This is a genomic window from Pseudoalteromonas tunicata, from assembly GCF_002310815.1.
Taxonomy (GTDB): Bacteria; Pseudomonadota; Gammaproteobacteria; order Enterobacterales; family Alteromonadaceae; genus Pseudoalteromonas; species Pseudoalteromonas tunicata.
Genome location: NZ_CP011032.1, coordinates 3,133,431 through 3,158,610 on the forward strand (window position 1 = coordinate 3,133,431; position 25,180 = coordinate 3,158,610).

A 25,180-nucleotide genomic window follows, 5' to 3' on the forward strand; every position below is an offset into this window, starting at 1 on the left:
ACCAAGATACAATTAATTAACAGCAAAACTTAACGATTGTTTAACGTGTATTACGCTTTTTCAGTTCAATTAAACGAGTACTATAAAGTTTCTTTTTCTCTCGTAAGGAGCGATTCAAAATCATAACAGGACGTACAACAAATAAATTATTAGGATATAAAACGCGATGACCATCAGAGGTTTCTAAAATCACATTTAACAAGCCCATTTCCACTACTTTACCTTCAACAAAATTGGCACCATCGATGACTCGAACCCAATAACCAACACGACAATCATTTTGGATAAACATCAATAAAAACGAGGTTAAATTACTTAACAAAGACCAAGCAGCAAAAAGCGCAACACCTAACATGGCAAACAAGGATGAACCAAGAACCAATAACCCTCGAAGTTCAATGCCCCAAAACACTAAAACCAAACACAATAAAACAATGGCTAAAATGCTGGTCAGTAATAATTCAGCACGATGCTGACGATGGGGATCAATCCGCCCTTTAACTGTATTTGCGAGCAGTTTTTTTTGCAGTTTGACTAAAAATGGAAAAAGTAAAACAACAATTAAAGTGACGATCAGTTTGTACTGTTCCAAAATAGATTCTAATAACGCCATCTCATACCTTCAAAATCATAAAAACGAGGTTGCAAAGTAACAAAGTACTGATATTGGACCTCAACTTACTGAGGCACTATTGTGCCGCAGTTTAGCCTATAAATATAGTTTCATAACAAATAAGCTTTTGTTTTTAATTATGAATCGCCCTACACTGAATGAAAAAATAAGGAGCCATTTTCATGACATTAATGCAAAAATTTTATTATTGGATTGCCACATTAGGAAACCTCGGTGCGGGTTACTTATGGCTCAAATGGCCAAGTAAAACAACCGCCTTTTTATTTAGTTTTACAATGCTTTATACGGTTGTTGGCTTTTATGATTTGCGCTATTCAAAACATAGTTTAAATCGTCTTTATCCGGTTGTAGCCTACATCCGCTATTTTTTAGAGTCATTTCGCAGAGAAATTCAGCAATATTTTATTGCCAACAATACCGAAGAAACGCCCTTCAATCGTGAGCAGCGATCATTAGTGTATCAACGAGCTAAAAACGAGCGTGATACCATCGCCTTTGGCACGCAACGTGATTTAATGGCGGCCAATTATTTAAGTTTATGGCATTCGTTAGCGCCAACCGACGTTCACGCAAACAATAAACGCGTATTAATTGGTGGCCCTGATTGCCTTGAGCCTTACAGCGCAGATTACCTTAATATTTCAGCCATGAGTTTTGGTGCCCTCAGTGCCAATGCCATTGAAGCGCTTAACCTTGGTGCTAGAATTGGCGGGTTTTACCACAATACCGGTGAAGGCGGCGTCAGCCCGTATCACTTAAAACACGGAGGCGATTTAGTCTGGCAAATTGGCTCAGGATTATTTGGCTGTCGTGGCAGTGATGGCCGCTTTGATAGTGAAAAATTCACTGCCATGGCGCAAAAAACCTCCATCAAAATGATTGAAATTAAACTCTCTCAAGGAGCAAAGCCTGGCCATGGTGGCGTGCTGCCAAAAGCCAAAATCAGCGATGAAATTGCTCAAATTAGGGGCATAGACAAACAACACGATTGTGTCTCACCCGCAGCACACCCCGAATGCACTACCCCCATTGACTTACTAATGTTTGTAAAACAATTGCGCGAACTCAGCGGCGGAAAACCAATAGGATTTAAACTTTGCTTGGGTAATCCGGCTGAGTTTTTAGCCATTTGTAAAGCCATGCTCGAAACAAACATCCTCCCAGATTTTATCACCATAGATGGTGCCGAAGGCGGCACAGGGGCAGCACCAGTCGAGTTTTCAAATCGCTTGGGGTTAACTTGTTTAGAAAGCTTGTATTTAGCCAATAGCGCACTGCGAGGCTGTGGTTTACGCGATAAAATCACCTTAATTGGTGCAGGTAAAACAGCCTCAAGCTTTGATTTATTGGCAAAAATAGCGGTTGGAGCGGATGTGGTTAATGCGGCTCGAACCATGATGATGGCACTGGGTTGCATTCAATCACTAAGCTGTAATACCAACATGTGCCCAACAGGTATTGCAACTCAAGATGATGCTCGGGGTAAAGCAATTGATGTGCCCGTCAAAGGACAACGGGTAGCCAATTTTCAACGCAATACCTTACATAGTTTTTTTGAACTAGTTGGCAGCATGGGACTTGATGATCCAAAAAATTTGACGCCCGCAATGATTAAACGTCGTACTCAAAATGGATTAATGATTTCATATGGCGCTGCAATCCCTCTATTGGCAGAAAACGCACTATTTGATACTGAACAATTAAGTTACCCCTGGTCTATTTGGTGGCAACAAGCATCAAGCGCTCAGTTTTATGTACCTGAAGGTGATATGTTGTGCCCGCCAGGCTTAAAGCTTCAACACATCGTTTAATTGTCATCTGATGCATGCTCGCGCATGTATCAACTTATATTAACGTTTACGCTGCGCACGATTACCCGTTTTTTGCCCAGATAAACGCTTTTTAGCTCTTCGCTTTTCAGCTACCTTGCCATTTTTGCGTTTATCTACGGGCTCTTTGGTTAAATCAGGCTCATAGCCTGGCAACCATTGCTGAGGTAAACGCTTATCAAGTACCGCTTCTATTTCTTCAAGCAGCCAATTTTCGTCAATACTCAATAACGATATCGCTAGGCCCTTTTCACCCGCACGACCGGTACGACCAATACGATGAATATAATCTTCAGCGATATAAGGTAATTCATAATTGATCACATACTGTAATTGCTGAATATCAATGCCGCGAGCCGCAACATCGGTGGCTACTAATACCCGCGTTTTGCCTTCTTTAAACTCACTTAAGGCTTTATCTCGTGCCCCCTGAGATTTATCACCATGAATAGCTTGGGTTTTTAAACCATCTTTGCACATTTCTTTAGCAAGTTCGTCTGCAGTTTGTTTGGTACGAGTAAATACCAGCACTTGCTGCCAATTTTTAGCGCCAATTAGGTGTGAAATCAACTCACGCTTTCTATCAGCATCAACCGCATAAACAATTTGTTCAACTTCGCTGGCAGCTTGATTGCGTTGATTCACTTCAATTAAAACAGGCTGATTGAGCAATTTTTTACTCAGTTTAAAAATTGCATCATCAAAGGTGGCTGAAAATAATAAGGTTTGGCGCTCTTTAGGTAACCGACGCAAAATATTATTAATTTCGTCAATAAAACCCATATCGAGCATTCGATCTGCTTCGTCAAAAACCAAATATTGAACGTTTGATAAATTAACCGTGCCTTTAACTAAGTGATCAAGCAAACGCCCAGGTGTTGCCACCATAATATCAACGCCCGCTTTAATAGCTTTAATTTGCTCACCAATGCTTACGCCGCCATAAGCAAGAGCGGCGGTTAATTCACTATGCTGGCCATATTTTTCAAAGCTGGCAAATACTTGCTGCGCCAACTCTCGGGTTGGCGTTAGCACCAAAGTACGCAATTGGCCCTTTCGCTCAGGCTGCTCTGCCAAACGCTGTAAAATTGGCAGTGCAAAAGCGGCTGTTTTACCTGTGCCCGTTTGGGCGCCAGCCATCACATCTTTACCTTGTAAAATCTCTCCAATAGCCGCAGTTTGGATAGGCGTAGGTGTATCGTAACCACACTCAGTGAGCGCTTGAACCAGTTGTTGATTTAACCCTAATGCAGCAAATCCCATTTTTTATTACCTTAGCTATCAAAATTGCCGCTATTTTAGCAGAGATGCACGGAGTATCACGCCTTTACTCAATAAATAGCCATAAAAAAAGGTGCCTCAGCACCTTTTTTCACCCACCTTAAACTTAAGGTTTAAGGGTTTCTTTGCGTTGATTATAAAAAGCGATTAAATCATCAACGGTGTTTTGGCAATATTCACGAATACCCGAAACCAGCATGTGTTTTTCGCCAGTTCCAACCAACTCGCCATTTTCCAATAAGTTAAAACGCAAAATAATTTTGCCACGCTTACCGTTACATTCAAAAACAGGTTCTGCAAACTCAAGTTCTGGCGCTTGAATATTAAGATGTTTTAAATCAATCGACATTGATTCATAAATTACCATAGGACGTGATGGGTTGATCATCACCTCTTGTTTACCCATTAATGGAATAATTACATGTGGAAAAGTAGTACCAGAGAACTCAACATAATTCTTAATCAAGCTGTCGGTCAGCGTTTGACACGTTGATGTTGCGCCCGAGCGCTCAACCGATAAATAGACTTTATCACCATCGGTCAAATCAAACTTCTCTGCACCTTGTGGCAAAATCAGCTCAACCGTTTCGTCGACCATTCCTGAAAAGGTAAAATGCATTTTTTCACTGATGCCAAACTTATTCAAAATTAATGAAAAAAGTAAGTCGCCAGGCACACAGAATTTTTTCGCATCTACATCATGCAAAGGATTAAAATCGTCGGCAATCAATTTAGCAAAACGGCTACCTTGCTCACGAGTGAAAGAAATACGATCGTCGTTTTGATTATAAAAGCTACTTAACATACACATCTACTGCTTGATTAATTTAACCGCCGCATTCTATCAGTGAACTGATGAAAAAGAGGTCGAATCTGTTGTGATTATGCTTAACCCCACTAGAAACGTGAATAATTAAGCGATTCCTTTTGCTATTTTGCAATAAAAAAGCGACCTCACAGTCGCTTTTTCAATACTAGCTAATTAAGCGTTTTGGTAAACCTGATAGGCTTTTTCAAATGCTTTAGCTTGTTTTTTAGAGACCCCTAAATGACCAAGCGCCGCACGTAAACGAGCACGAGACATATCAGAACCTAAAATCTCCATCGCATCAACCACAGAAGTAGATGACGTTTTGCCTGAAATGGCCACAAAAATAGGCTCTAAAAACTCTTTAATTTTTAATTCGTGATGGGTTGCAACCGCTTTAGCAATGGTAAATATCTCGTTTTTATCCCATGTGCGCAGCGCTTCCAATTCCCAAATAAAGATTTGTAACGCTTGGCGAATTACATCAGCATCGGCTTTTCCTGCGCTTAATAATGCCGGATCGTATGTTGGTATACCGGCAACAAAATGCCCTGCCAATTCAACTAAATCAGACAATGTATTAATACGTGTTTTAGCTTGTGGGATCACTTTAGCCATTAAATCAGCGTTAAATTTCCACTCAAGGAAACGCTGAATTAACTGCTCATCAGTTAAATTTTCACGGATCCATAAACCGTTTAACCAATTGAGTTTATCGATATCAAAAATCGGGCCGCCTAACGAAACACGTTTAATATCAAAATGCTCAATCATGTCATCTAGGGTGAACTTTTCACGCTCATCAGGCATTGACCAACCCATACGGCCTAAATAATTAAGCAGTGCCTCAGGTAAAAAGCCCATTTCTTTATAATAATTAATTGAAGTTGGGTTTTTACGTTTTGATAATTTAGATTTATCTGGATTACGTAATAATGGTAAATGGCCTAAAACTGGCGGCGTCCAACCAAAGTCTTGATACAACTTTAATAATTTTGGCGCAGAGTTAATCCACTCTTCACCACGGAAAATATGGCTAATTTCCATGTGGTGGTCGTCCACCACGTTTGCTAAAAAGTACGTTGGAAAGCCATCGGCTTTTAACAGCACTTGCATATCCACATTTTCCCATGGGATTTCAATGTCACCACGCAAGTAATCTTCAAATACAAAAGTCCCTTCTTCAGGAATATTCATACGAATAACGTATGGCTTGCCTGCGGCTAAATTTTCAGCCACTTCTTGCGCTGATAACTTTAACCCGCGACCATCGTATTTTGGACGTAAACCCGCAGCCACTTGCTCATCACGCATTTGGTCTAATTCTTCGCTGGTCGCAAAACAATAAAATGCTTTACCCGCTTCAACTAATTGATGCGCATATTTACGATACAGCTCTGAGCGCTCAGATTGGCGGTATGGGCCAAACTCACCACCGACATCTGGACCGTGATCCCAATTAAGACCTAACCACTTTAAACTATCCATAATCGCTTGTTCTGATTCACGCGTGCTACGAACCTGATCGGTATCTTCAATACGCAAAACAAATTCACCACCTTGCTGCTTGGCAAAGCAATAATTAAATAAAGCAATATACGCGGTGCCTAAATGAGGATCACCCGTTGGTGATGGTGCAACACGAGTACGAATAGTCATCTGTTAAATCTCTAAAAATTAAGTCGGTTATGGCCGCGAAGAGTAGCATAAAGGAGATCATTTTCGAAGTGATATTAGGATTCAATATAAAAACGAGAGCAGCCTGATTTGGGTTTCATCAACCAAAAAAGGATCTGTATCAGCATTTAAATTAAACCTGTTAGTCGATTGCCGATTAGCCTTAGGTTTTAGGAGCTCGAATCTGGCAGTGATAAGGGTACTTAGGGCTATTTTTAAAAAAGATAAGGGATAGACTATTTTTATTCTAAAATAACCTCAACACTAGAAAATAAATCTATCTCATACAGCTATTTTCAACGCTAACAGTGTTGGATTAACTTGCAATGACGCACCAATCCACCTTGTTAGCCTTGAAACTCTCAGCTAGAGAGAAAGAACTTCGAAATTTACTTTTAATTCAATGTGTTGTTAAATCTCTTCTCCAGAATTGAGGTTAACTAATTTATTTTAACGCAAGGTTAAAATAAAAAACTATTTTATGGACATGAGCCAAGGAAACTAAACATAATCACTCCTGGGTGAAAACGATCGTAATAATGGTGCATACATTGTTGAGCACTCCCACCTGGAATACCACCTGTGGTAGTGCCAGATGAAATAAGTGATGAATTTCCAAATGAAGGAGCACCATTAGGTCCACCACCTACTAGAGATCCATTAGGGGCTATTATGGTTTTTGGGAAAATGTTATCTAACTCATCTGCTAAACATTTAGATATTGTACTAGCATCGCCACCAAAATCTTTCAGGACATCCAATGGCGCACCATCTAATAACGTCCCAGATCCACTAATACCTACTTTAATTCTGCCATCTATAAGATCCAATTTATAGCCAATCTGATTAGGTAATACACTACTGTCATTTGTAAATTTCCAGATTGTTAATTTTGGTGAGATTATATTAACCCAGCTCCCAGTAGCACCAAATTGTCCAAGACCTATTGAAAACCCTGCACTGGTTATTTCTTGTCTCGTAACACTGTTTCTAAAGTCTACATTGTTATCGTATGCGAGTTGAGCTTGGATCTGAGCATGTGCAATTTTGCTAGAATCGGTCATGTATTTTAAAGTTTGTACTGAGGGGTGACTTTTACACTCATCTGAAGAATATACACGATCTAATCCTAACAATCCTTGGCTATTACTTATATTTTTTATAAAGCTGTCATGAAAAAGTGTGCTAGCAATATTATTTAAAGTATTGTAATTATTAACAATATTATTAAGCATAATATCGACTTCACTCGGTAAATTATTAATATCAACTATGAAATTACTTAACTCATGAGCTGGAGATCCCTGATTTTCATGACCATTATAAAAGCCATAGCTAGTGCGAGTCCTTGCATTAAATATCACTATTTCATTTGTTGTCGAGTAACACTCTTGCTCATCAGGATGAAACGCTCCTGAACGGCATTGAATGATAGGCTCAAATCCTTTGGCGATTTCAAATGCTTGGCTAGCACTACAGTTTTCACATATCTGTGCTTTATATTCCTTAGAAGCTGCATAGGCAGAATCTGCCTGTAACAACATAACTAAAACAGTAGCCTTAAGAGCGAAAAGTACTTTCATTATTACCTCATCCTTGTATTGTAATGGGAACTTAATCTAGCATAGGCTAAAAAAAAACAATAGGATAAAAACTCACCATAACTTATTAGATTCGAGGTATGTTAAATCTATAAAAAGCGTCCGAGCTGCGCTCGCCTTCGCAATCAGGCTTGCACCTACGCAAAGCTTTAAATACTCGAAAATACAAAACCACTCCACATTTTTGTAATAAAAAACCGCTTACATTGCTGCAAACGGTTTTTGCTAAAAATAGCTTTAATTTAAAAACTCAAACGCTGATGTTAAATTTTAAACTCAGCAATTAACCCTTCAAGTTGTTTCACTTTATTGCCAAGTGCAAGAGCTGTTTGCTCTGCTGATGCAGTTTGACTGACTGAATCATTAGCAATGTCGCTTATACTGGTAATGTCGTGAGTGATTTCTTTTGTTACAGCGGTTTGCTCCTCGGCAGCACCTGCAATCGATTGGATCATGTCATTCACGATGGCCGCTAATCCTACAATTTGCTCTAGCGCGTCACCGGCCGCCTTGCTGTGCTCTACACCTTCAGATACCGCCTCGGTACCGCGATGCATGCGCGAAACGGCGGTTTCAGTTTCTTTTTGAATCGCAGTAATTGAATCCGATACTTCTTTGGTTGCTTTGGCAGTGCGCTCTGCAAGGCCACGAACTTCATCAGCCACAACCGCAAAACCACGCCCAGCCTCGCCAGCTCGCGCGGCTTCAATTGCAGCATTCAGTGCAAGTAAGTTGGTTTGTTCGGCAATCGAAGTGATGACACTAATCACTTGACCAATTTCAACACTACGATTACCTAAACTGCTGACAGTATTGGCAATTTCAGACATTAATTTTGCAACTCTTTCTGAGCTTTGCACTGCATTACTCATGATCACACCGCCCTCTTTAGCCGCGCGCCCCGCTTCACTGGCTTGCTCCGCAGCCTCTTGAGTTTGCATTGCAACATTATTAACCGTTGCGGTCATTTCCTCTGCAGCTGTAGCTATTTGATGAGATTTAAGTGCTTGTTCTTGGCTACCGGCATTAATTTGCTGACTTGCTACAGTCAGCGATTGGCTTGCACCGGCAACATCTCGAGACACCTTACTGATTTCACTAATTAAATGCTGAAGGGATGTTTGCATCACATTAATTGATTTTGCCAGTTCACCAAGTTCATCATCTTGGGTCACATTAATAGCTGTTAAAGACAAATTCCCTTTTGCAATCGCCCCAGCTTGACCAGTTAATACATTAAGCCTTGTTGTAATACTGCTTGCTAGTTTCCATGCAATAAAAATCCCGATAATAATCGCCAAAAAGGTAGTTACAAATAAAGTATTAGTGGCACTGTTAAGCGTAACTTTTAAATTCGCCACTCCTAGTTTGGCTTCTCTAATTTCATCAGCCGATGCATCTTCAATTAAACTCTCAATCGGTTTTAAATAATCTTCAAATGCTTTAAAAACCGCCAGCTGTGCTTTAGTTTTTGCAGCTGGAGTTAAAGTGGTAAAAATAGTTTCTGCATTTTTTAAAATGGTTTTTGATAAACCATCAATTTGCTGATAAACATTTGGCTCTAAATGAGTACTTAACTGTGAGAGATACTGTTTAAATTCTTGCGAATCTTCTAAAAAATCACGCTGAGCGTTATCAATACCCGAAAGATATTTGCCTAAAAAAGTAAGCAAATCATCAGTCTCATCTTCTAGTTCAAGAATAAAACGCAACCGACTTATATTTTCAGAGCTTGCCGTTTCACTCACTAAATCAAGCGTTTTGATTTTTTGTTCTGTTAGCAGTTTTTTAAGCTCAATCCCAGTTTCAAAATAAGTTTGTTTATAAAGATTTTGTGCACTTTGCTCTTTTTCAGATGAATAAACATTAAAAATATTTTGCTCTATTGCACGCGCATATTGCTCAATATTAGCCAAAGCTTTAGCTAATAGTTGACGCTGCTCTAAAGTACTCGATTCAAGCAGTACTAATTGACTGTGAAAGTCCTTAAATTCATTAAAATTAGCATTAAAATCCGCCTTAGCTCCAGGTTGGGCGAGGGTGAATGCCAACGCTGCGCTGTGCATATCACTCATTTCATCAAGCAGTTGTAAATATAATACCACCCCAGGCACATCATCATCTGCAACTTCTGTTGCCATTAAGATTGAACTATGCTGCTTTTGCCATACCACAAAACTGGCAATAAACATTAAGAGTAATACAGCACTAAATGATAAAGATAAAACTCGACCAATTGTAAGTTTCAAAATATACCCGCCTTAAATTGCAAAAAAGCCTCTCGAAATAATCGATTTAGCCTATAAAATTATTATTTTTTCTTATTAAGATATAGATTAGAAAATTAGGATTAACACGCCCAAAGTACATAAATAAAAAACCCTGATTAAAATCATATTTAATCAGGGTTTTTATTAGCCTTGCTAGGCACTTAATCAAAACGTTTGTTTAAGTAAGCAATAATATCGTTTGATTCATATAACCAAGTAACCTCTTGATTATCTTGAATTCTTAAACAAGGTACTTTTACTTTGCCACCTTGCTGTAATAAGCTATCGCGATGAGTTGCAACGTTTTTAGCATCACGCAGCTCTATCGTTAAGTTTTGACGCTTCATCGCACGGCGCACCTTGACACAAAAAGGGCAGGCTTTAAATTGATACAAAGCTAATTGTTTGGTTTGTTGGTCAACCATTTCTTGCTCGTGTGGTGCACGCTTTCGGGCTTTTGGCTGAAACAGAAAATCAAATAACAAAATTAAACGACCTAACAACCAACGGACAAGTTTCATAATGGGCTCCTAAACAAAAATAGGCGCGCACTTTACCATAGCCAAGGATGACAAGTTAAGTATTTCAATCACACAACGAATCAAGCTGTTATCTGTGATCTCGTTAAAAAATGAGCTTACAAAATTAATCGTAAATATTCTCGAGCTATTTGATCAACTTCTTATGTCTAATTATTCTTTTTATTATTTAAAGTTCATCAGAATTTAGGCATTTTTGTGAAACCAATTGGCATAACCAGTCTTGGAAAATTTTGACTCGCGGTGTAAGGTTTTTTCTACTCGGATACAACAAAGATAATTGCAACGGTAAGGGGCGATAATCAGACATAACCTCAATTAATGCACCACTTTCAATCAAATCAACAACATCAAATCTAGGAACTTGAATAATCCCCAATCCGGCAAGTGCTGCGGCAATATAAGCTTCTGCATTATAAACAGCAATATTACTACCCATTATGATTTTTCGTATTTCACCATCAACACAATACTCCCAGCCCGCTGAGCTTGCCGCAACTGAGCTGCAATAATTAACAACTTTATGCTTTTGCAGATCTGCAAGTTCAATCGGTGTGCCATTGAGCACTAAATAGTTAGGACTTGCACAATTACATAAAGATAAATCACCTAGTTTTTTGCAAATCAATTCTGAATCTGTAAGTGGGCCAACACGTAAAACACAGTCAACTCCATCTGATACTAAATCAGTGTATTTATCGCTGGCGCCAAACTCTATTTCAAGATCTGGATATTGAATTAAAAAATCAGGTAATGCAGGAATAACGATGCGCCGAGCAATTCGACTTGGGATATCGACTCGAATTCGCCCTTTTACTTTAACAGGATTATTTAAAAACAACGTTTCTGCGGCATCAAACTGATCAACTAGGCTTCTTGCTAACTCAAAGTATTGTAAGCCATCATCTGTTGGTGACATGCTTCGAGTGGTTCTATGGAACAAGGATGTACCAAGTTTATTCTCTAACTCTTGGATAACAGTCGACACAGTGGAGCGTGGCTTATTAAGTACCAAAGCTGCTTTAGTAAAGTTGCCACTATCTACAACTTGTATAAATATTTTTAGTTGTTCAATTCTATCCATTTATCGCCGTCTCACTATCGATTGTTCGAGTTTCCCGTTAAGTGCTGTCAGGTATTGATTATTTATCAGTCAAATAATGCCGTCTATATTAGAGACTCTGAAGTCAAACACCATAGTTCGAGGTAAAAATGTCAATTAATACGATCAAAGATAAAGTTGTTGTAATTGCTGGCGGCGCAAAAAATTTAGGGGGGTTAATTGCTGAAGATTTTGCCAAGCAGGGTGCAAAAGCAATCGTTGTGCATTACAACAGTTCATCAACACAAGCGAGTGCGGAAGTGACGGTAGCCAAAATAGAAGCTCTAGGAACAAAAGCAATTGCAATACAAGCAGATTTGACCTCAGCTGAAGCGAATAAACGATTATTTGAAGATACAATTAAGGCTTTTGGTCACCCTGACATCGCCATAAATACTGTTGGTAAGGTACTTAAAAAAGCCATAGTAGAAGTGAGCGAAGATGAATACGACCAGATGAGCGCGGTGAATGCTAAAGCTGCTTTTTTCTTTTTAAAAGAAGCCGGTAAAAATCTCAATGAAAATGGCAAAGTCTGTACCATAGTAACGTCGCTGTTAGGTGCCTTTACTCCTTTTTATGCAGCTTATGCTGGAATGAAAGCGCCAGTTGAGCATTTTACCCGTGCGGCAGCAAAAGAGTTTGGCGAGCGTGGTATTTCGGTTACAGCTATTGGCCCAGGTCCTATGGATACTCCTTTCTTTTATTCCGAGGAAGGCGCAGATGCTATTGCTTATCATAAAACGGCTGCAGCGCTTTCTGCATTTTCTAAAACGGGATTAACTGAAATTGAAGATATTGTTCCTTATATTCGTTTTGTGGTAACTGAAGGTTGGTGGATGACAGGCCAAACGATCCTCGTCAATGGCGGTTATACAACAAAATAGTTAACTCAAATTTAGGGTAATAAAAGCAATTATAACTAGCGTATTATAAAGTTTATGATTCGAATAGTTAGTTTATAGTGGCAGTGCACGCTTTGCCTTTGCACTGCCACTTATGCCAAATTATTAAGCCAAATTTACTTTTTTGCCGAACCATTAATTAACATGTGCCAGGCCAATCCCATATAATTTTCATACTGCTTTATCGCATCAGATGTTATTAATTTTGATTCGTTACGAGCCTCAGTCAACAATTGTTGTTTATCTTTATCATTAACCTGATAAAACTCATATTGCTGGTTAAAATCACCACGCCAAAAATCATCGCCTTGACGTAACGTTTGAAAACCTATCACCTTACGATCAGCTTGATACTCAATAAGTGAGTGTCCAAAGCTTAAATAATCAGAGCCTTGTGGTGCAAGTAAATCCATTAAAGTGGCGCCAATATCAAGATGACTGGCAACTTGTTGTGTTGCAATCAGATTGCTTGGCAAATTTTTTCCATAAAGCAATAAAGGTACATGGGTCAGCTCGTATAAGTTCGGCTTGCCATGTAAATAACGCCGACTGTAATGATCTCCTGTCACTACAAACAAGGCATCTGGATATTGAGTTTGCATCCGCTTAACAAAGCGTCCGAGCATTTTATCTGAATACCATAAATGCCCTAGCACATAAGGGTCAAGTAGTTCATCATCAAGTGCCTGAATTGCACGAGGGTAATCTGATTGAGTTAAAAATGGATAATCATATTGAGCCAGATCTAAATTAAATGGCCCATGATAACTACTTGATAAAATAACATTAAAACTATTTTCTTTCGCCTTTTTCGCGACTAAGTCAAACAATTGACCATCATCAATACCCCATACACCACCACTGCCTATGCCACCTGCATCCACCGCTGAATAACTATTTTCAGCGCCTTGGCTTTTGACATATTGACCAATATTTTGCCATGAAAGCAAACCACCATAAAAAAAGTTTGTTTGGTAATTAAGCCCCTTCATTTGTTCAAATATCGACAGCGGGCTTGTTGCTTTTGTAGTTGCAACTTTACTCATGTTCACCCCCGAATAAGGGATCCCAGACAAAATACTCGATAATGAGTTCATGGTACTAAATGCCGCAGGCAATACATTATCAAGATATATGCCCTGCTTACTAAGCTGTTTAAACTCATTATTCAGATTTAAGTCAGCATATTTTTGCTGCAAGGGCCAAGCGTCATAACTTTCCATCACAATTAAAAATACTTGCGAAGGTTTTGCAATATAAGGCCCTGTCGCGGTTTTTTCTAAAAAATTAAATGGTTCGGCTAATAATTGGGCATCAACCTGATAAGGGTTTTGACCCGATACGCCATCACTTTGTAATGCGTAATAATCCTTTAGCGCATATATAAGACTACGAAATGGATTGATGATTAAATCATTAAAAAAGGGATCGGGTGTCACACTTGACCACTTGCGCATGACAGGGCGAGATTCAAACGAGCCTCTAACCGCACAGGTTGCCAGTACTACAATTAAAAATACTAAAACAATACGATAACCGATGCGTTGAGTGAAGAGCTTATCAAGCAAACGAAGCGGATGGCGCTCTATTACACGGTATAAGCGGTGACTCATAAACAACAATATCACTAGGGTTAAGATACTTCCCCAAGGTTTATATTGCATGATGGCGGTCTTTGCGATTGCAAGTTTATCGTCGTACAAGCCTTCAAACATAAAATAATTAAATTGACGGCCATACTCTGAAATATACGTGATGCTGATCACGCAAAGTAAAATTGAACAACTAAAAAACACATAAGCAGTTATTTTTCTAATTTGTGCCACATAACGCTGTAACCGAATTGGCTGCAGCGCACAATTGGCAAGAAAAGGAATAACAAAAAAAATACCACTGGCAGCAGAATCAAACGCAAAACTAGTTTTTAAACCATCAATAATTGCTTGTGTACTTAATAGCTCTGAAAGTTGAGTATGAAAATACAATAAATAAAAAATGCGAAAACCCATAAATAACAAAGTTCCCGCCAACCACAAAAGCGTAATACGCCAACTCTCTTTAACAAACATCATCCAACGACTTGAATGCGGTGCTGCGTAATCCATCACAGATTAAGTTCCGATATAAGTACAAAAACAGGGCGAAGAGTGTAGCTAGGTAGGTACAGATAATCTGTAAAAAAGTGTCATAAATTTGTAATTGAATAAGTCAATAACCCAACGATTTTCTACATTTAACCAAAAACAAACAAAATGATGTAAATAAAGCGTAACAACTAATAGAAATAAACAATAACAACAATTTTAAGCAACAAAAAATATAAAAATGGGTTAAATCGACAATCAATTTAACCCATCAATCGGACATCATTTAACCAGAGGTGTAAACCAATTACGCCTTTGGTTAAGCGCGGTTTAGCTACGAATTAAACCATCACCAATGCCAATCCATTTGTAGGTTGTAAGTGCGTCAAGTCCCATTGGGCCACGAGCATGCAGTTTTTGGGTTGAGACCGCAACTTCTGCACCTAAACCAAATTGGGCACCATCGGTGAAACGCGTGCTGGCATTAACATACACGGCAGCCGAGTTTACTTGGGCAACAAATTGATCGGCACTTTTAAGGCTTTGCGTTAAAATGCCATCGGAATGACCACTCGAATGCGCTCGAATATGACTCACGGCCTTGCTTAAATCGTCGACCACTTTTATACCCAAGGTTAAACTTAACCATTCGGTATCAAAATCACTAGCCTGCGCCACTTGGCAGGTTGCATTTATGGCTACGCTCTGTGGGCAACCTCTAAAACTAACCCCATCTGCAGCAAGTGCTGGCACTAAACGATTAATAAATTCATAGGCAATGCTTTGATGAATTAATACTGTATCAAGGGCATTACACACGCTTGGCCGCTGCACTTTTGCATTACGAATAACCGCAATCGCTTTTTCAACATCGGCCGACTCATCAACAAACAAATGACAAATACCAATCCCTCCGGTAATCACGGGAATGGTACTGTGCTCAACACATACTTGCTGTAAGGTTTGCCCACCTCGGGGAATGATCATATCAATGTATTTATCGAGTTTAAGCAATTGGTAAATCAAGGCGCGATCGGGATCTGCGATTAATTGCACCGCTTGAGCATTAATTCCCACCTCTACCAATGCTGTTTGAATAAGCTTAACTAATAAAATATTGGAGTTTAGGGTTTCTTTTCCACCCCTTAAAATGGCTGCATTGCCAGTTTTTAAGGCTAAACAAGCAATATCTATGGTGACATTAGGTCGCGCTTCATAAATAACACCAATTACACCAAGTGGTACTGTGCGTTTTTTTAAAAATAAACCGCTTTCTAATTGTTTACCTTGGTATTCTTCACCAATCGGATCACTGAGCGCGATTAATTGTTCTATATCTTGGCACATTCCCGCCAATCGCTCTGCGGTTAACAATAAACGGTCGAGTAGCGCATCGGTTAAGCCTGCTTCTTTACCCGCTGCAATATCTAATTGATTAGCCGCCAAAATAGCGCTTTGATGCTGTACCAACTGATTAATAATGGCTTTTAAAGCCTGATTTTTACTACGACTTGAAAGTGTAGCCAATTGATAACTCGCAATTTGTGCATCTTGAGCAAGTTGTTCTAGCATAATTATTCCTGTATTTCGTCAATGGCAAGCATTAATCATCCAGCAACACTAAGTCATCGCGGTGGATCACCACTTTGCCATTATCAAACCCTAAAACGGCTTTGATTTGCTCTGAATGTAAGGTTTTTATTTTATCTAAATCGATGCTGCTATAGCGGCAAATACCTTTGGCAATGACTTCACCTTGTACTGTCACCAACTCAACTAAATCGCCACGCTCAAACAAGCCTTTAACTTGCTTCACGCCTTTGGCTAATAAACTGGAACCTTGCAGTACAATGGCATCCGTTGCCCCAGCATCGAGTACAAGCTTACCGCTGCTTGAAGGCCCTGCAAGCAACCAACGTTTTCGCCCTTCAATCGCCGATTCGAGTGCTTTAAAACGCGTGCCAACACCTGTTTGATTAACCGTATCAATAATAACGTTGGGTCTGTGCCCTGCTGCAATGATGGTTTCAATACCTGCACGGCGTGCGGCATCGGCCGCTTGTAACTTAGTGGCCATGCCACCTGTGCCTAAATTTGTACCACTGCCACCAGCAAGTGCGCGTAAATTATCATCAATTTTATTCACTTCAGTAATAAGGGTTGCATCAGGATTTGAGCGCGGATCTGCAGTAAATAATCCGGGCTGATCAGTTAATAACAGTAACTGATCGGCTTGAGCCAAAATAGCGGTTAAGGCCGATAAATTATCGTTATCACCCACTTTTATTTCGGCGGTGGCTACGGCATCATTTTCATTAATGATCGGCACAATATGGTGTTTTAATAAGGCGTGCAGGGTATCGCGCGCATTTAAGTAGCGCTCTCGGTCTTCTAAGTCGGCGCGAGTCAGCAGCATTTGCCCGACATGAATACCATAAATATTAAATAAGGTTTGCCATGTTAAAATAAGTTGCGATTGGCCAACCGCCGCCAACATTTGTTTATTGGCTAAATTGTTTAAGTCGCAGCTCATGTGTAAGTGCTCTTTACCCGCCGCCACCGCGCCACTTGAAACCAAAATCACTTTGTGACCTTGTTGCCTTAATTGTGCACATTGGCGGACTAACTCCACCATATGCGCTTTATCTAACGTATAACTGCCACCTGTTAGCACACTTGTGCCAAGCTTAACCACTATGGTTTTACTGACGCTCATTTCACCCTCTCATTCCTGTTTGCGGTCTTAGTTATATCAAAACAACTTTTTAGTACAAGCTTTAATCACTTGAAAAAAAATAATGACACTAAGCTGCGGTTATTTATGCAAAATGATATGATTTTTACCCCTGAAATTATTGATGTTTACCATGCCACCGAGTTTATGTTTAATCATTGCCACCTTTTTGTGGGGCAGTTCATTTATCGCATTAAAATATGCTATTGCCATTTACGACCCTGCGGTGGTTATTTTTGCACGCATGCTGACCACCTTGTTAATTTGTCTTTTATTGTGGCGCTTTGTAAAACGATTTGATTACCAAAGTGGTGATTGGAAGTATTTAGTCAGCATGTCGTTGGCTGAGCCTTGTTTATACTTTTTGTTTGAAGGTCATGCAATGGAATATACCTCGGCCTCACAAGCTGGGGTGTTGGTATCGTGTTTGCCAATTATTGTCGCAGTTTTGGCATTTTATTTACTCAAAGAGCAGTTATCTAAAGCAATCATTATTGGTTTTAGCTTGTGTATTGGCGGCAGTATTTTATTAACCTTGGTTTCACCCCATTCAGACCAAGCACCTAACCCATTATTGGGTAATTTTTTAGAATTTTTAGCCATGATTTGCGCCGCCTATTACACCGTAAGCGTAAAACATTTAGCTGCACGTTATTCGCCACTGTCATTAATTGCCTTGCAAGGATTGAGCGGTAGCTTATTTTTTGCGCCATTTTTATTCTTTGTTGACCTGCCAACCGAAATAAACAGTAGCGCCATTTTCAGTATTTTATATCTCGGTACTTTTGTTACTTTGGGTGGTTATGGGCTTTATAACTATGCAATTAGTAAAATCTCGGTACTTACAGCGGCGGCATTTTCTAACCTGATTCCCATTTTTGCCTTGCTGCTTTCAGCAATCATTTTGCAAGAAGTGCTTACTCTTTGGCAGTGGTTAAGTATTGGCGTGGTCTTTATCGGTATTTTGGTCAGTCAACAACATGCCAAGCAAATCAAAGATAATGCCGACCCATTAGGCGAACTTGAACACATAAATACCGAGGAGCCAGTAAAGAGCTCCTCTGTGGTTTAACGACTTTTTAGGCGTCACTCATTCTTTGTGCGGTGACTAAATAACGCTGCGTTGTTCCGGCTACTGGGCTATTAAAAGGATAACACGTGGCCAAATAAAGGGTTGATGAAGGCTGAACTTGCGCTAAAAATGCGGTGTCGGTGGCTAAAATCACCGACAAATCAGTCACTTTATACTGCCACCACTGGCCGCTTGGTTGTTGTACTTGCAGTATTTGCCCACGCTGCACAGCGGCTAAAAAAGCAAAATGGCTGTCATTGTGCCCCGCAATTAATGGCGATTGCAGTGACGATAACTGCAAATCTGGCGCTAAAAAAGCAGGCCCAAATGCTAAGGTGCGCAAATTAGCCTCTGCCAATACATAGCGCTCAACATCAAGTGCAGGTACCCGCAATTTTGCCACCGGGTAAGTATCGGCATAAAACCACGGCTTAACTTTATGTTGCCCCGATAACGTTGCTTGCCATGCGTCTGAAATCAAATATTGTGCCAGCCATGCTTTAGCTTGCATGTAGCCGCCTTGCATCATCAAGGCAGCGCCAAACAATACCCCAAAAGCAAATACGATGCGTTTAATGTGTTTGCTCATTACGCCACCAGCCAATTGCGGCTAACATCAGTAACATAAAACCGACCAGCAATTGCCACACGCTTTGACCACCCGTTTGTGGAATTGGCGCACTCCATCCTTTTACCGCCATCGGTGTAATACGGCTTTCACCATGCGCTGGCTGTAAACTGCTTGGCGTTTTATCAACCGCTAAAAATGAGGTGTAAGGGCTTAGTAACTGATATTTAAGCGCAAGTGTGAGGATTTTATCTGCAATTGGATCATGTTCTTTATTAGCAGTATAAACTTGCTGCATGCTTAAAGACTGAATTTGCTGCCTTGCCCAAAGCCTGGCAATGTTACTGCCAGTTTGCGCTTGGCCAAGCATAAACTGCGCATTAAATTGACCAAACGCTTGCTGCCCGCGCACGTTGATTTGGTTTTGTCCTGCGTTGAGTTTTATCGCCACCATCATCGCTTGGTTAAAATATAAGTCGGCAATCGGTTTGGGCCAAAAATCAAGCGCATCACCATTTTCATCTGTAATAATAAGCTCTTTAAGCGCGGCATTAGCCAATTGCACAAACAGGTTTTTCATTGTCCGTTGCACATCCGTTACATCACCAATAAAGGTAAAAGTCCCGCGACCCAGTGTGGCTGCGCGCGTCATAAAATAACTGTTAGGCGCAGAACCAATACCAATGGTAAAAATTCGGCTATCGCCCAAACTACCTTTTATTTGCGCAAATACTTCTGTTTCGTTGCTGATACTGCCATCGGTCAAAAATACAATTTGGCGTAAATAATCGGCATGCTCACTATTATCAAGTACCTGCTCAAATGCTAATCCTATTTCAGTACCACCATCGGCCTTTAAGCCATACACAAAGTTACGCGCTCGACGAATATTAAAATCGTTGGCTGGCAATGCTTGCGCGTTAAGTGCATTGACCTTGCTATTAAATTCGATGATGTTAAAGCTATCTTGCGGGTCTAAATTAGCCAAAGCAAAAAATAACGCACTCTTGGCTTGCTCTAATGATTCACCATGCATAGAGCCTGATGTATCAATGACAAAAATTACTTCTCGAGGTAGCCGCTGCGCAGCAATAAACTCATCACTTGGCGGCATTAACATCACTAACGCGTAATCATCGTTTTCAAAATGCTCTTTAAATACCGCCGCTTGAATGGCCGCTTGATTTTTAGGTTTTACCCGCAAGACAAAATCACGATTAGCGAATGTTGTGCCCTGTTTTAAACTCACTTGATAGTGATTATTACCAATAAGTTGCTGATTAATTTCATGATAAGGCGACATTATGGTATCGAGTTCAAATCCTAAGTTAAGCGCTATCGATACACTCTGTTTAATTTTTGCATCACTCATCCCTTGTCCCACTGCTTTAGCGCTTTGTGTTTCAAGTTCATCAATAAAAGGGGCTGAGGTTATCTCGCTTGCACTTGGCCAATTACCTTGTAAATCAGCATCAAAAACCAGCCGTTTTGGTTGATAGCGCGGCGCAACAAGCATAGGAAAACGCACCGTAAACTCGCCTTGTTCATAATGCAATAATTGCTGATACACCAAGGTCACCTCAACTGTTTGCCCCGCCTCAATATTAGCCACCTGGCTAACAAATAAATTGGGGCGTTTTTGGCTGACTAAGCTTGCTTTTTTACCTTGTTGTTTTGCAACCTCATAGGCTTGCTCTGCTTGTTTTTTTTCTTTAATTTCGCCGACAATGACCCTCTCACCAACGCGCATTTGCATCTCATATACTGCGCTATTGTCAGGTAAGGCAAAGGCGTAGCGCCCATTTAAAACTTCTGAACTGGTATTTTTATAGCGCTGCGTTACCGTTACCTTGTTGATTAAACCGGTTATGGTCATTTGCGCGTCACTGCTGAGCAACAAACCTTGACTTATAAGCCGACCTGAGCGGTCGCTAAGGGCAAGGGTTGATGCGGCGCTATCCGTTGATTCGACTGCAAAAATAGGTCGACTAACCAGTAATAACACTGTTGCCAACCCACAGTAAAACGTTGCCAAAAAACGGCGATTGATATTGATCATTTGGGAACTCCGTGGCAAAAAAAGCCCTGCAACTGGCCCGCTCAAACAAAGTTTGATTGGCTAGTTCGCGCAATTGCAGGGTAAACCGTTAATAGTTTTGGTTTTTGGCTGTCGCTTCAATGGCTTGGTTATTTTTTGCTTTTAGCGTGACGCGGCGATCGAAAAAGTCACCTTCAAAATCTTGCTGTGCAGCCAATGCATGTTGTTCACCAAAGGCATCGGTATTTAACCGCACCGCATTTACACCTTGTTTCACCAAATAGGCTTTTACATTAGTAACACGTTGTTTTGATAAAATAAGGTTGGCTTGCTCGTCGCCACGGCGGTCGGCAAATCCTTGTAAATCTAACGATAAATCAGGATTTTGTGCTAATACAGCCGCCACTTCATCGAGTTGGCTTGCAAAATGCGCTTCAATTGCACTTGAGCCACTTCTAAATTGCACTGTCATAGCCATTAAATTATCTAACCGTTGTTGTTGCAGTTTGTTTTTCTCAAATTCAATTTCAGATAAGCGGTTTTCGAGCGCTTCGTTTTGCGCCATTAAATCTTGCTGTTGCAAACTTTGTTGCTGTAGTGCTACTAGGTCAGTGTGCTGCGCTTTAATGATTTTACTATCTGATGCAGTTTGACCAATTAAACCACCGGTCAATGCGCCAATAAATGCCCCTACTGGGCCGCCTAAAGCAGCACCTAATAACGCCCCCGAACCAAGCCCAATGGCTTGTTCTTTATTTTCGCGTTTTGGTGCTTGCTCTGACGATTTAGCCGTTGCCATAACTGGCGCTGATAATAAAGTGGCTAGTGTTAATGTGATGATGGTCTTTTTCATAATGTTCTTCCTAAAAAGTAAGCCTACTGGTTGGAGTGCTTGTGTGTTTTGATGGAATTCATTAAACACCAGCCAAGTGGCAACAAAAGGGAGCAAAAAAGGCAAACTGGCGATCAATTGTGGCAAAAAAAAGGCAATTACAGTTTTACTGCTTACAAGTTGATTTTTTTAGGTATAGTTCGCTTATCAAATTTATAACCTGCATTAAAAGCCAAGCTAAAATGAAACAAATTGCCATTGTTGAAGATGAAACCGCCATTCGCGAAAACTACACTGAAATGCTTACCAAGCAAGGCTATCAGGTGCAAGGTTACGCCGACCGCCAAAGTGCGGAGCTGGCGTTTAAACAACAACTGCCCGATTTAGCCATTGTTGATATCGGCCTTGGTGATGAAATTGATGGCGGTTTTACCTTGTGCCAAACCTTACGCTCGCTGTCTAAAACCTTACCGATTATTTTTTTAACAGCCCGAGACAGCGAAATCGATACCGTGTGTGGCCTGCGCATGGGCGCTGATGACTACCTAACCAAAGACATTAGTTTGCCCCATTTGGCTGCACGCATTGCGGCGCTTTTTCGCCGCATGGCGGCACTTGAAGTGCCCGTTGTTGCACAAAACATTCTGACCCGCGGGCCACTAAAAATTGATACCAATCGCATGCAAGTCAGCTGGCACGACCATGCCATCGACTTAACTATTACTGAGTTCTGGATGGTGCATGCCCTCGCGCAGCGCCCAGGTCATGTTAAAAGCCGCAACGACTTAATGACCGATGCCAAAATTTACGTTGATGATTCCACTATCACTTCTCATGTAAAACGCATTCGAAAAAAATTTATTAAAGTGGATGCCGATTTTAACTGCGTTGATACCGTCTATGGCATGGGGTATCGCTGGGAGCACAGCTAATGCGCCGTGCTAGCTTTGGTCTTCGTAGCCAATTTATTTTGTTATCAAGCTTTTTATTATTATTGCCTTGGCTTGGTTATGAATATGTGTGGGAAATGGAAAAATACCTGCGCAAAGGCCAAGAAAAAACTTTAGTTGGCACCACCCGAGCACTTGCCACCGCATTACATGAACGCCCAGCCTTGTTTGATAGCCAAGCGAGCTTTTTAAAACAAGTTGAGAAAGGCCGAGATTTATATGCCTACAATATCAATGGTCCCATCAAACTCGATGGAGACTTTAACGAATGGCAACTTTATCGCCCACTCTTTTGGCAATACGATAGTCGCTATTTACAACCACAAAATGAGCAACATCAAAGCAGTGATTTAGCGTTTGAACACATGGTCGGTAAATACGAAAAACACTTGTATGCCATTTTTGATGTGACTGATCAGCAAGTGGTTTTTCGCCCAGCCAATAGTTTAAGTATTACCCGCAACGACCATCTTAAAATTGCGTTTCAAGACAGTGATGGCAGTTTAAAAACCTATATTATTGCGCCAAAACAACCGGGGTGGATCACTGCCTACGATGAAGCCGATTTATCGGTTGTGCCACAAATTCAAGGCCATTTTAAGCTAACCCAAAGTGGCTATCGTATTGAATTACGTTTACCACTTAACATGCTCGGTAAAAAACTCGGTTTTGCCATTGTTGATTGGGATGGCCCAAATGTGGCCGTTAAAACCATGGCCACTTCAAATCTTAACAATTTAACTGAGCTTGGCACTGTGCTGGTGCCATCGCCCGAAATTGAACGCATAATCAAAGGTATGGGTCACTCTGGTAGCCGCATTTGGGTGGTTGATACTCATCATCGGGTGCTGGCTCAATCGGGTGACATCAAACATGCCGATGGCGTGTGGGCCAATAGCCTTGATGAATACCAGCAACGAACTTCTTGGTGGGATCTGTTTGAAAAAGAATACCTTCATCCACTTTATTATTTGATTTTAACCCGCCCTGCCGATGAATTTATTGATGAACTTTATGATAATGCCGCCCTTGAAGGCGCGCATATTAAAGCGGCACTTGAAGGACGCTCAGAATCAAGCTGGCGCCTCACGCCAGATAAAAAAGCGGTGATTTTATCTGCCGCGTATCCAATTTGGATTGATGATAACGTCATGGGGGCAGTAATTGCAGAAGAAACCACCAATGGCGTACGTTCCATTCGCAACAAAGCCCTTGAAAAACTCTTTACCGTTATTTTAGCTGTAATGCTCATTGGCACGTTTACCCTATTCTTTTTTGCTTCTCGTATTTCATCACGGATCCGTAAATTGCGTGATTTAGCCGAGCAAGCTATCGACCCACAAGGGCGTGTGCTCGGTGAGATTAAAAGCTCAAATGCGGGTGATGAAATTGGCGATTTATCACGAAGCTTTGCCAATATTGTCGGTCGTTTAGGCGGATATACCCATTATTTAGAAAATATGTCATCGCGATTATCTCATGAGTTACGCACGCCAGTGGCTGTGGTACGCTCATCACTTGAAAGCTTGCAGCTTGATGAACTCGCGCCAGAGCAACAAAAATACATCGATCGCGCTACCGAAGGTGTTAATCGACTCAATAAAATTATTACCACCATGAGCGAAGCCACTCGCTTAGAGCAAAGCATTGCCCATTCAGAGCGCCAAATGTTTGATTTAAGCCAAGTGATTAACGGCTGTATGCAGGGTTATCAAATGACTTATCCAACCGAGCGTTTTGAGCTTAAGCTCACTGAACAGCCCATAATGCTCAGCGGTGTGCCGGAGTTTATTGCCCAATTGCTCGATAAAGTTATCAACAATGCCATTGAGTTTGCCACCCCACAGACCCCGATTGTGGTTGAGCTTAGTCATGATGATAAACATGCCAAACTCACCATCAGCAATCAAGGGCCAGCCCTGCCTGATAAAATTGGTGACCATATTTTTGATTCGATGGTCTCGGTGCGCAGTCAAGCTATGCAAAAACAACCCCATTTAGGGCTTGGTTTATATGTTGCCCGCTTAATTGCTGAGTTTCATCATGGCCGAATTAACGCCACTAACCTACCAGAAAACCAAGGCGTGCAAATGACCCTTACCCTGCCGTTATCATCAACAAAACACTAGAACGAGCTGCAAGTTAATCTAACGCAGTTAGCGTTGGATTAACTGCTTGAGATAGATTTATTATCCAGTATTGAGGTTGGTTTACAGCTACCGGGCTCAATAAATCGTTTGTTCCTCTCACTATTGGCAA

The 25,180-nt window shown here is 40.7% G+C and carries 19 protein-coding genes; 5 read left to right on the forward strand and 14 right to left on the reverse strand.

Annotated features, from left to right (window positions below; translation table 11 throughout):
* Nucleotides 1–40 precede the first annotated feature (40 nt).
* A complete protein-coding gene (locus tag PTUN_RS14265; RefSeq protein WP_009837643.1) occupies nt 41–613 on the reverse strand; it encodes a mechanosensitive ion channel domain-containing protein in 573 nt (190 codons plus the stop codon).
* A 182-nt stretch (nt 614–795) separates the two neighbouring features.
* Here PTUN_RS14265 and PTUN_RS14270 point away from each other — a divergent pair, with 182 nt between their 5' ends.
* Nucleotides 796–2,445 carry an FMN-binding glutamate synthase family protein gene (locus PTUN_RS14270; protein WP_009837644.1) on the forward strand — a complete coding sequence of 550 codons (1,650 nt, stop codon included), beginning with the start codon at nt 796–798 and terminating at the stop codon, nt 2,443–2,445.
* Nucleotides 2,446–2,484: 39 nt separating this feature from the next.
* On the opposite strand, the gene PTUN_RS14275 is transcribed toward PTUN_RS14270, so the two are convergent.
* The 7 genes from PTUN_RS14275 to PTUN_RS14305 all read right to left on the reverse strand — a co-directional run bounded on the left by PTUN_RS14275 (nt 2,485) and on the right by PTUN_RS14305 (nt 11,723).
* Complete coding sequence (locus PTUN_RS14275; RefSeq protein WP_009837645.1) at nt 2,485–3,726, reverse strand: DEAD/DEAH box helicase; 1,242 nt, start codon at nt 3,724–3,726, stop codon at nt 2,485–2,487.
* Between the two features lie 124 nt (nt 3,727–3,850).
* Complete coding sequence (locus PTUN_RS14280) at nt 3,851–4,549, reverse strand: DUF3581 family protein (RefSeq protein WP_009837646.1); 699 nt, start codon at nt 4,547–4,549, stop codon at nt 3,851–3,853.
* A gap of 177 nt (nt 4,550–4,726) precedes the next feature.
* The gene (gene gltX, locus PTUN_RS14285) at nt 4,727–6,211 is read right to left on the reverse strand and encodes a glutamate--tRNA ligase (RefSeq protein WP_009837647.1); all 1,485 of its coding nucleotides are present in this window, start codon (nt 6,209–6,211) and stop codon (nt 4,727–4,729) included.
* Nucleotides 6,212–6,708: 497 nt separating this feature from the next.
* The gene (locus PTUN_RS14290) at nt 6,709–7,812 is read right to left on the reverse strand and encodes a hypothetical protein (RefSeq protein WP_009837648.1); all 1,104 of its coding nucleotides are present in this window, start codon (nt 7,810–7,812) and stop codon (nt 6,709–6,711) included.
* A gap of 281 nt (nt 7,813–8,093) precedes the next feature.
* Complete coding sequence (locus PTUN_RS14295) at nt 8,094–10,079, reverse strand: methyl-accepting chemotaxis protein (RefSeq protein WP_009837649.1); 1,986 nt, start codon at nt 10,077–10,079, stop codon at nt 8,094–8,096.
* Between the two features lie 182 nt (nt 10,080–10,261).
* Nucleotides 10,262–10,621 (reverse strand): glutathione S-transferase N-terminal domain-containing protein, encoded by a 360-nt coding sequence (locus PTUN_RS14300; RefSeq protein WP_009837650.1) that lies wholly within the window; start codon nt 10,619–10,621, stop codon nt 10,262–10,264.
* A 187-nt stretch (nt 10,622–10,808) separates the two neighbouring features.
* Nucleotides 10,809–11,723 carry a LysR family transcriptional regulator gene (locus tag PTUN_RS14305; RefSeq protein ID WP_009837651.1) on the reverse strand — a complete coding sequence of 305 codons (915 nt, stop codon included), beginning with the start codon at nt 11,721–11,723 and terminating at the stop codon, nt 10,809–10,811.
* A 128-nt stretch (nt 11,724–11,851) separates the two neighbouring features.
* On the opposite strand from PTUN_RS14305, the gene PTUN_RS14310 reads away from it, so the two are divergent.
* Entirely contained in the window at nt 11,852–12,625 is a 774-nt protein-coding gene (locus PTUN_RS14310) for an SDR family oxidoreductase (RefSeq protein ID WP_009837652.1), read from the forward strand.
* A gap of 134 nt (nt 12,626–12,759) precedes the next feature.
* On the opposite strand, the gene PTUN_RS14315 is transcribed toward PTUN_RS14310, so the two are convergent.
* The 3 genes from PTUN_RS14315 to proB all read right to left on the reverse strand — a co-directional run bounded on the left by PTUN_RS14315 (nt 12,760) and on the right by proB (nt 17,443).
* Nucleotides 12,760–14,748: an LTA synthase family protein gene (locus PTUN_RS14315; RefSeq protein ID WP_009837653.1), complete on the reverse strand. Its 1,989-nt coding sequence runs from the start codon at nt 14,746–14,748 to the stop codon at nt 12,760–12,762.
* A gap of 309 nt (nt 14,749–15,057) precedes the next feature.
* Nucleotides 15,058–16,299, reverse strand: coding sequence for a glutamate-5-semialdehyde dehydrogenase (locus tag PTUN_RS14320; protein WP_009837654.1), 1,242 nt, complete (start codon nt 16,297–16,299; stop codon nt 15,058–15,060).
* A 31-nt stretch (nt 16,300–16,330) separates the two neighbouring features.
* Nucleotides 16,331–17,443, reverse strand: coding sequence for a glutamate 5-kinase (proB, locus tag PTUN_RS14325; protein ID WP_009837655.1), 1,113 nt, complete (start codon nt 17,441–17,443; stop codon nt 16,331–16,333).
* Between the two features lie 151 nt (nt 17,444–17,594).
* Here proB and PTUN_RS14330 point away from each other — a divergent pair, with 151 nt between their 5' ends.
* Nucleotides 17,595–18,533: a DMT family transporter gene (locus PTUN_RS14330; RefSeq protein ID WP_050760023.1), complete on the forward strand. Its 939-nt coding sequence runs from the start codon at nt 17,595–17,597 to the stop codon at nt 18,531–18,533.
* Nucleotides 18,534–18,540: 7 nt separating this feature from the next.
* On the opposite strand, the gene PTUN_RS14335 is transcribed toward PTUN_RS14330, so the two are convergent.
* The 3 genes from PTUN_RS14335 to pdsO all read right to left on the reverse strand — a co-directional run bounded on the left by PTUN_RS14335 (nt 18,541) and on the right by pdsO (nt 21,992).
* Complete coding sequence (locus PTUN_RS14335) at nt 18,541–19,122, reverse strand: class GN sortase (RefSeq protein ID WP_009837657.1); 582 nt, start codon at nt 19,120–19,122, stop codon at nt 18,541–18,543.
* Nucleotides 19,106–21,160: a marine proteobacterial sortase target protein gene (locus tag PTUN_RS14340; RefSeq protein ID WP_009837658.1), complete on the reverse strand. Its 2,055-nt coding sequence runs from the start codon at nt 21,158–21,160 to the stop codon at nt 19,106–19,108. The genes PTUN_RS14335 and PTUN_RS14340 overlap by 17 nt, the downstream gene beginning before the upstream one ends.
* Before the next feature lie 88 nt (nt 21,161–21,248).
* Nucleotides 21,249–21,992, reverse strand: a complete 744-nt coding sequence (gene pdsO / locus PTUN_RS14345) for a sortase-associated OmpA-like protein PdsO (protein ID WP_009837660.1) — start codon at nt 21,990–21,992, stop codon at nt 21,249–21,251.
* Nucleotides 21,993–22,213: 221 nt separating this feature from the next.
* On the opposite strand from pdsO, the gene pdsR reads away from it, so the two are divergent.
* A complete protein-coding gene (pdsR, locus tag PTUN_RS14350) occupies nt 22,214–22,903 on the forward strand; it encodes a proteobacterial dedicated sortase system response regulator (protein WP_009837662.1) in 690 nt (229 codons plus the stop codon).
* Nucleotides 22,903–25,050 (forward strand): proteobacterial dedicated sortase system histidine kinase, encoded by a 2,148-nt coding sequence (gene pdsS, locus PTUN_RS14355; protein WP_009837663.1) that lies wholly within the window; start codon nt 22,903–22,905, stop codon nt 25,048–25,050. Before pdsR ends, pdsS begins: the two co-directional genes overlap by 1 nt.
* The last annotated feature ends 130 nt before the right edge of the window (nt 25,051–25,180 follow it).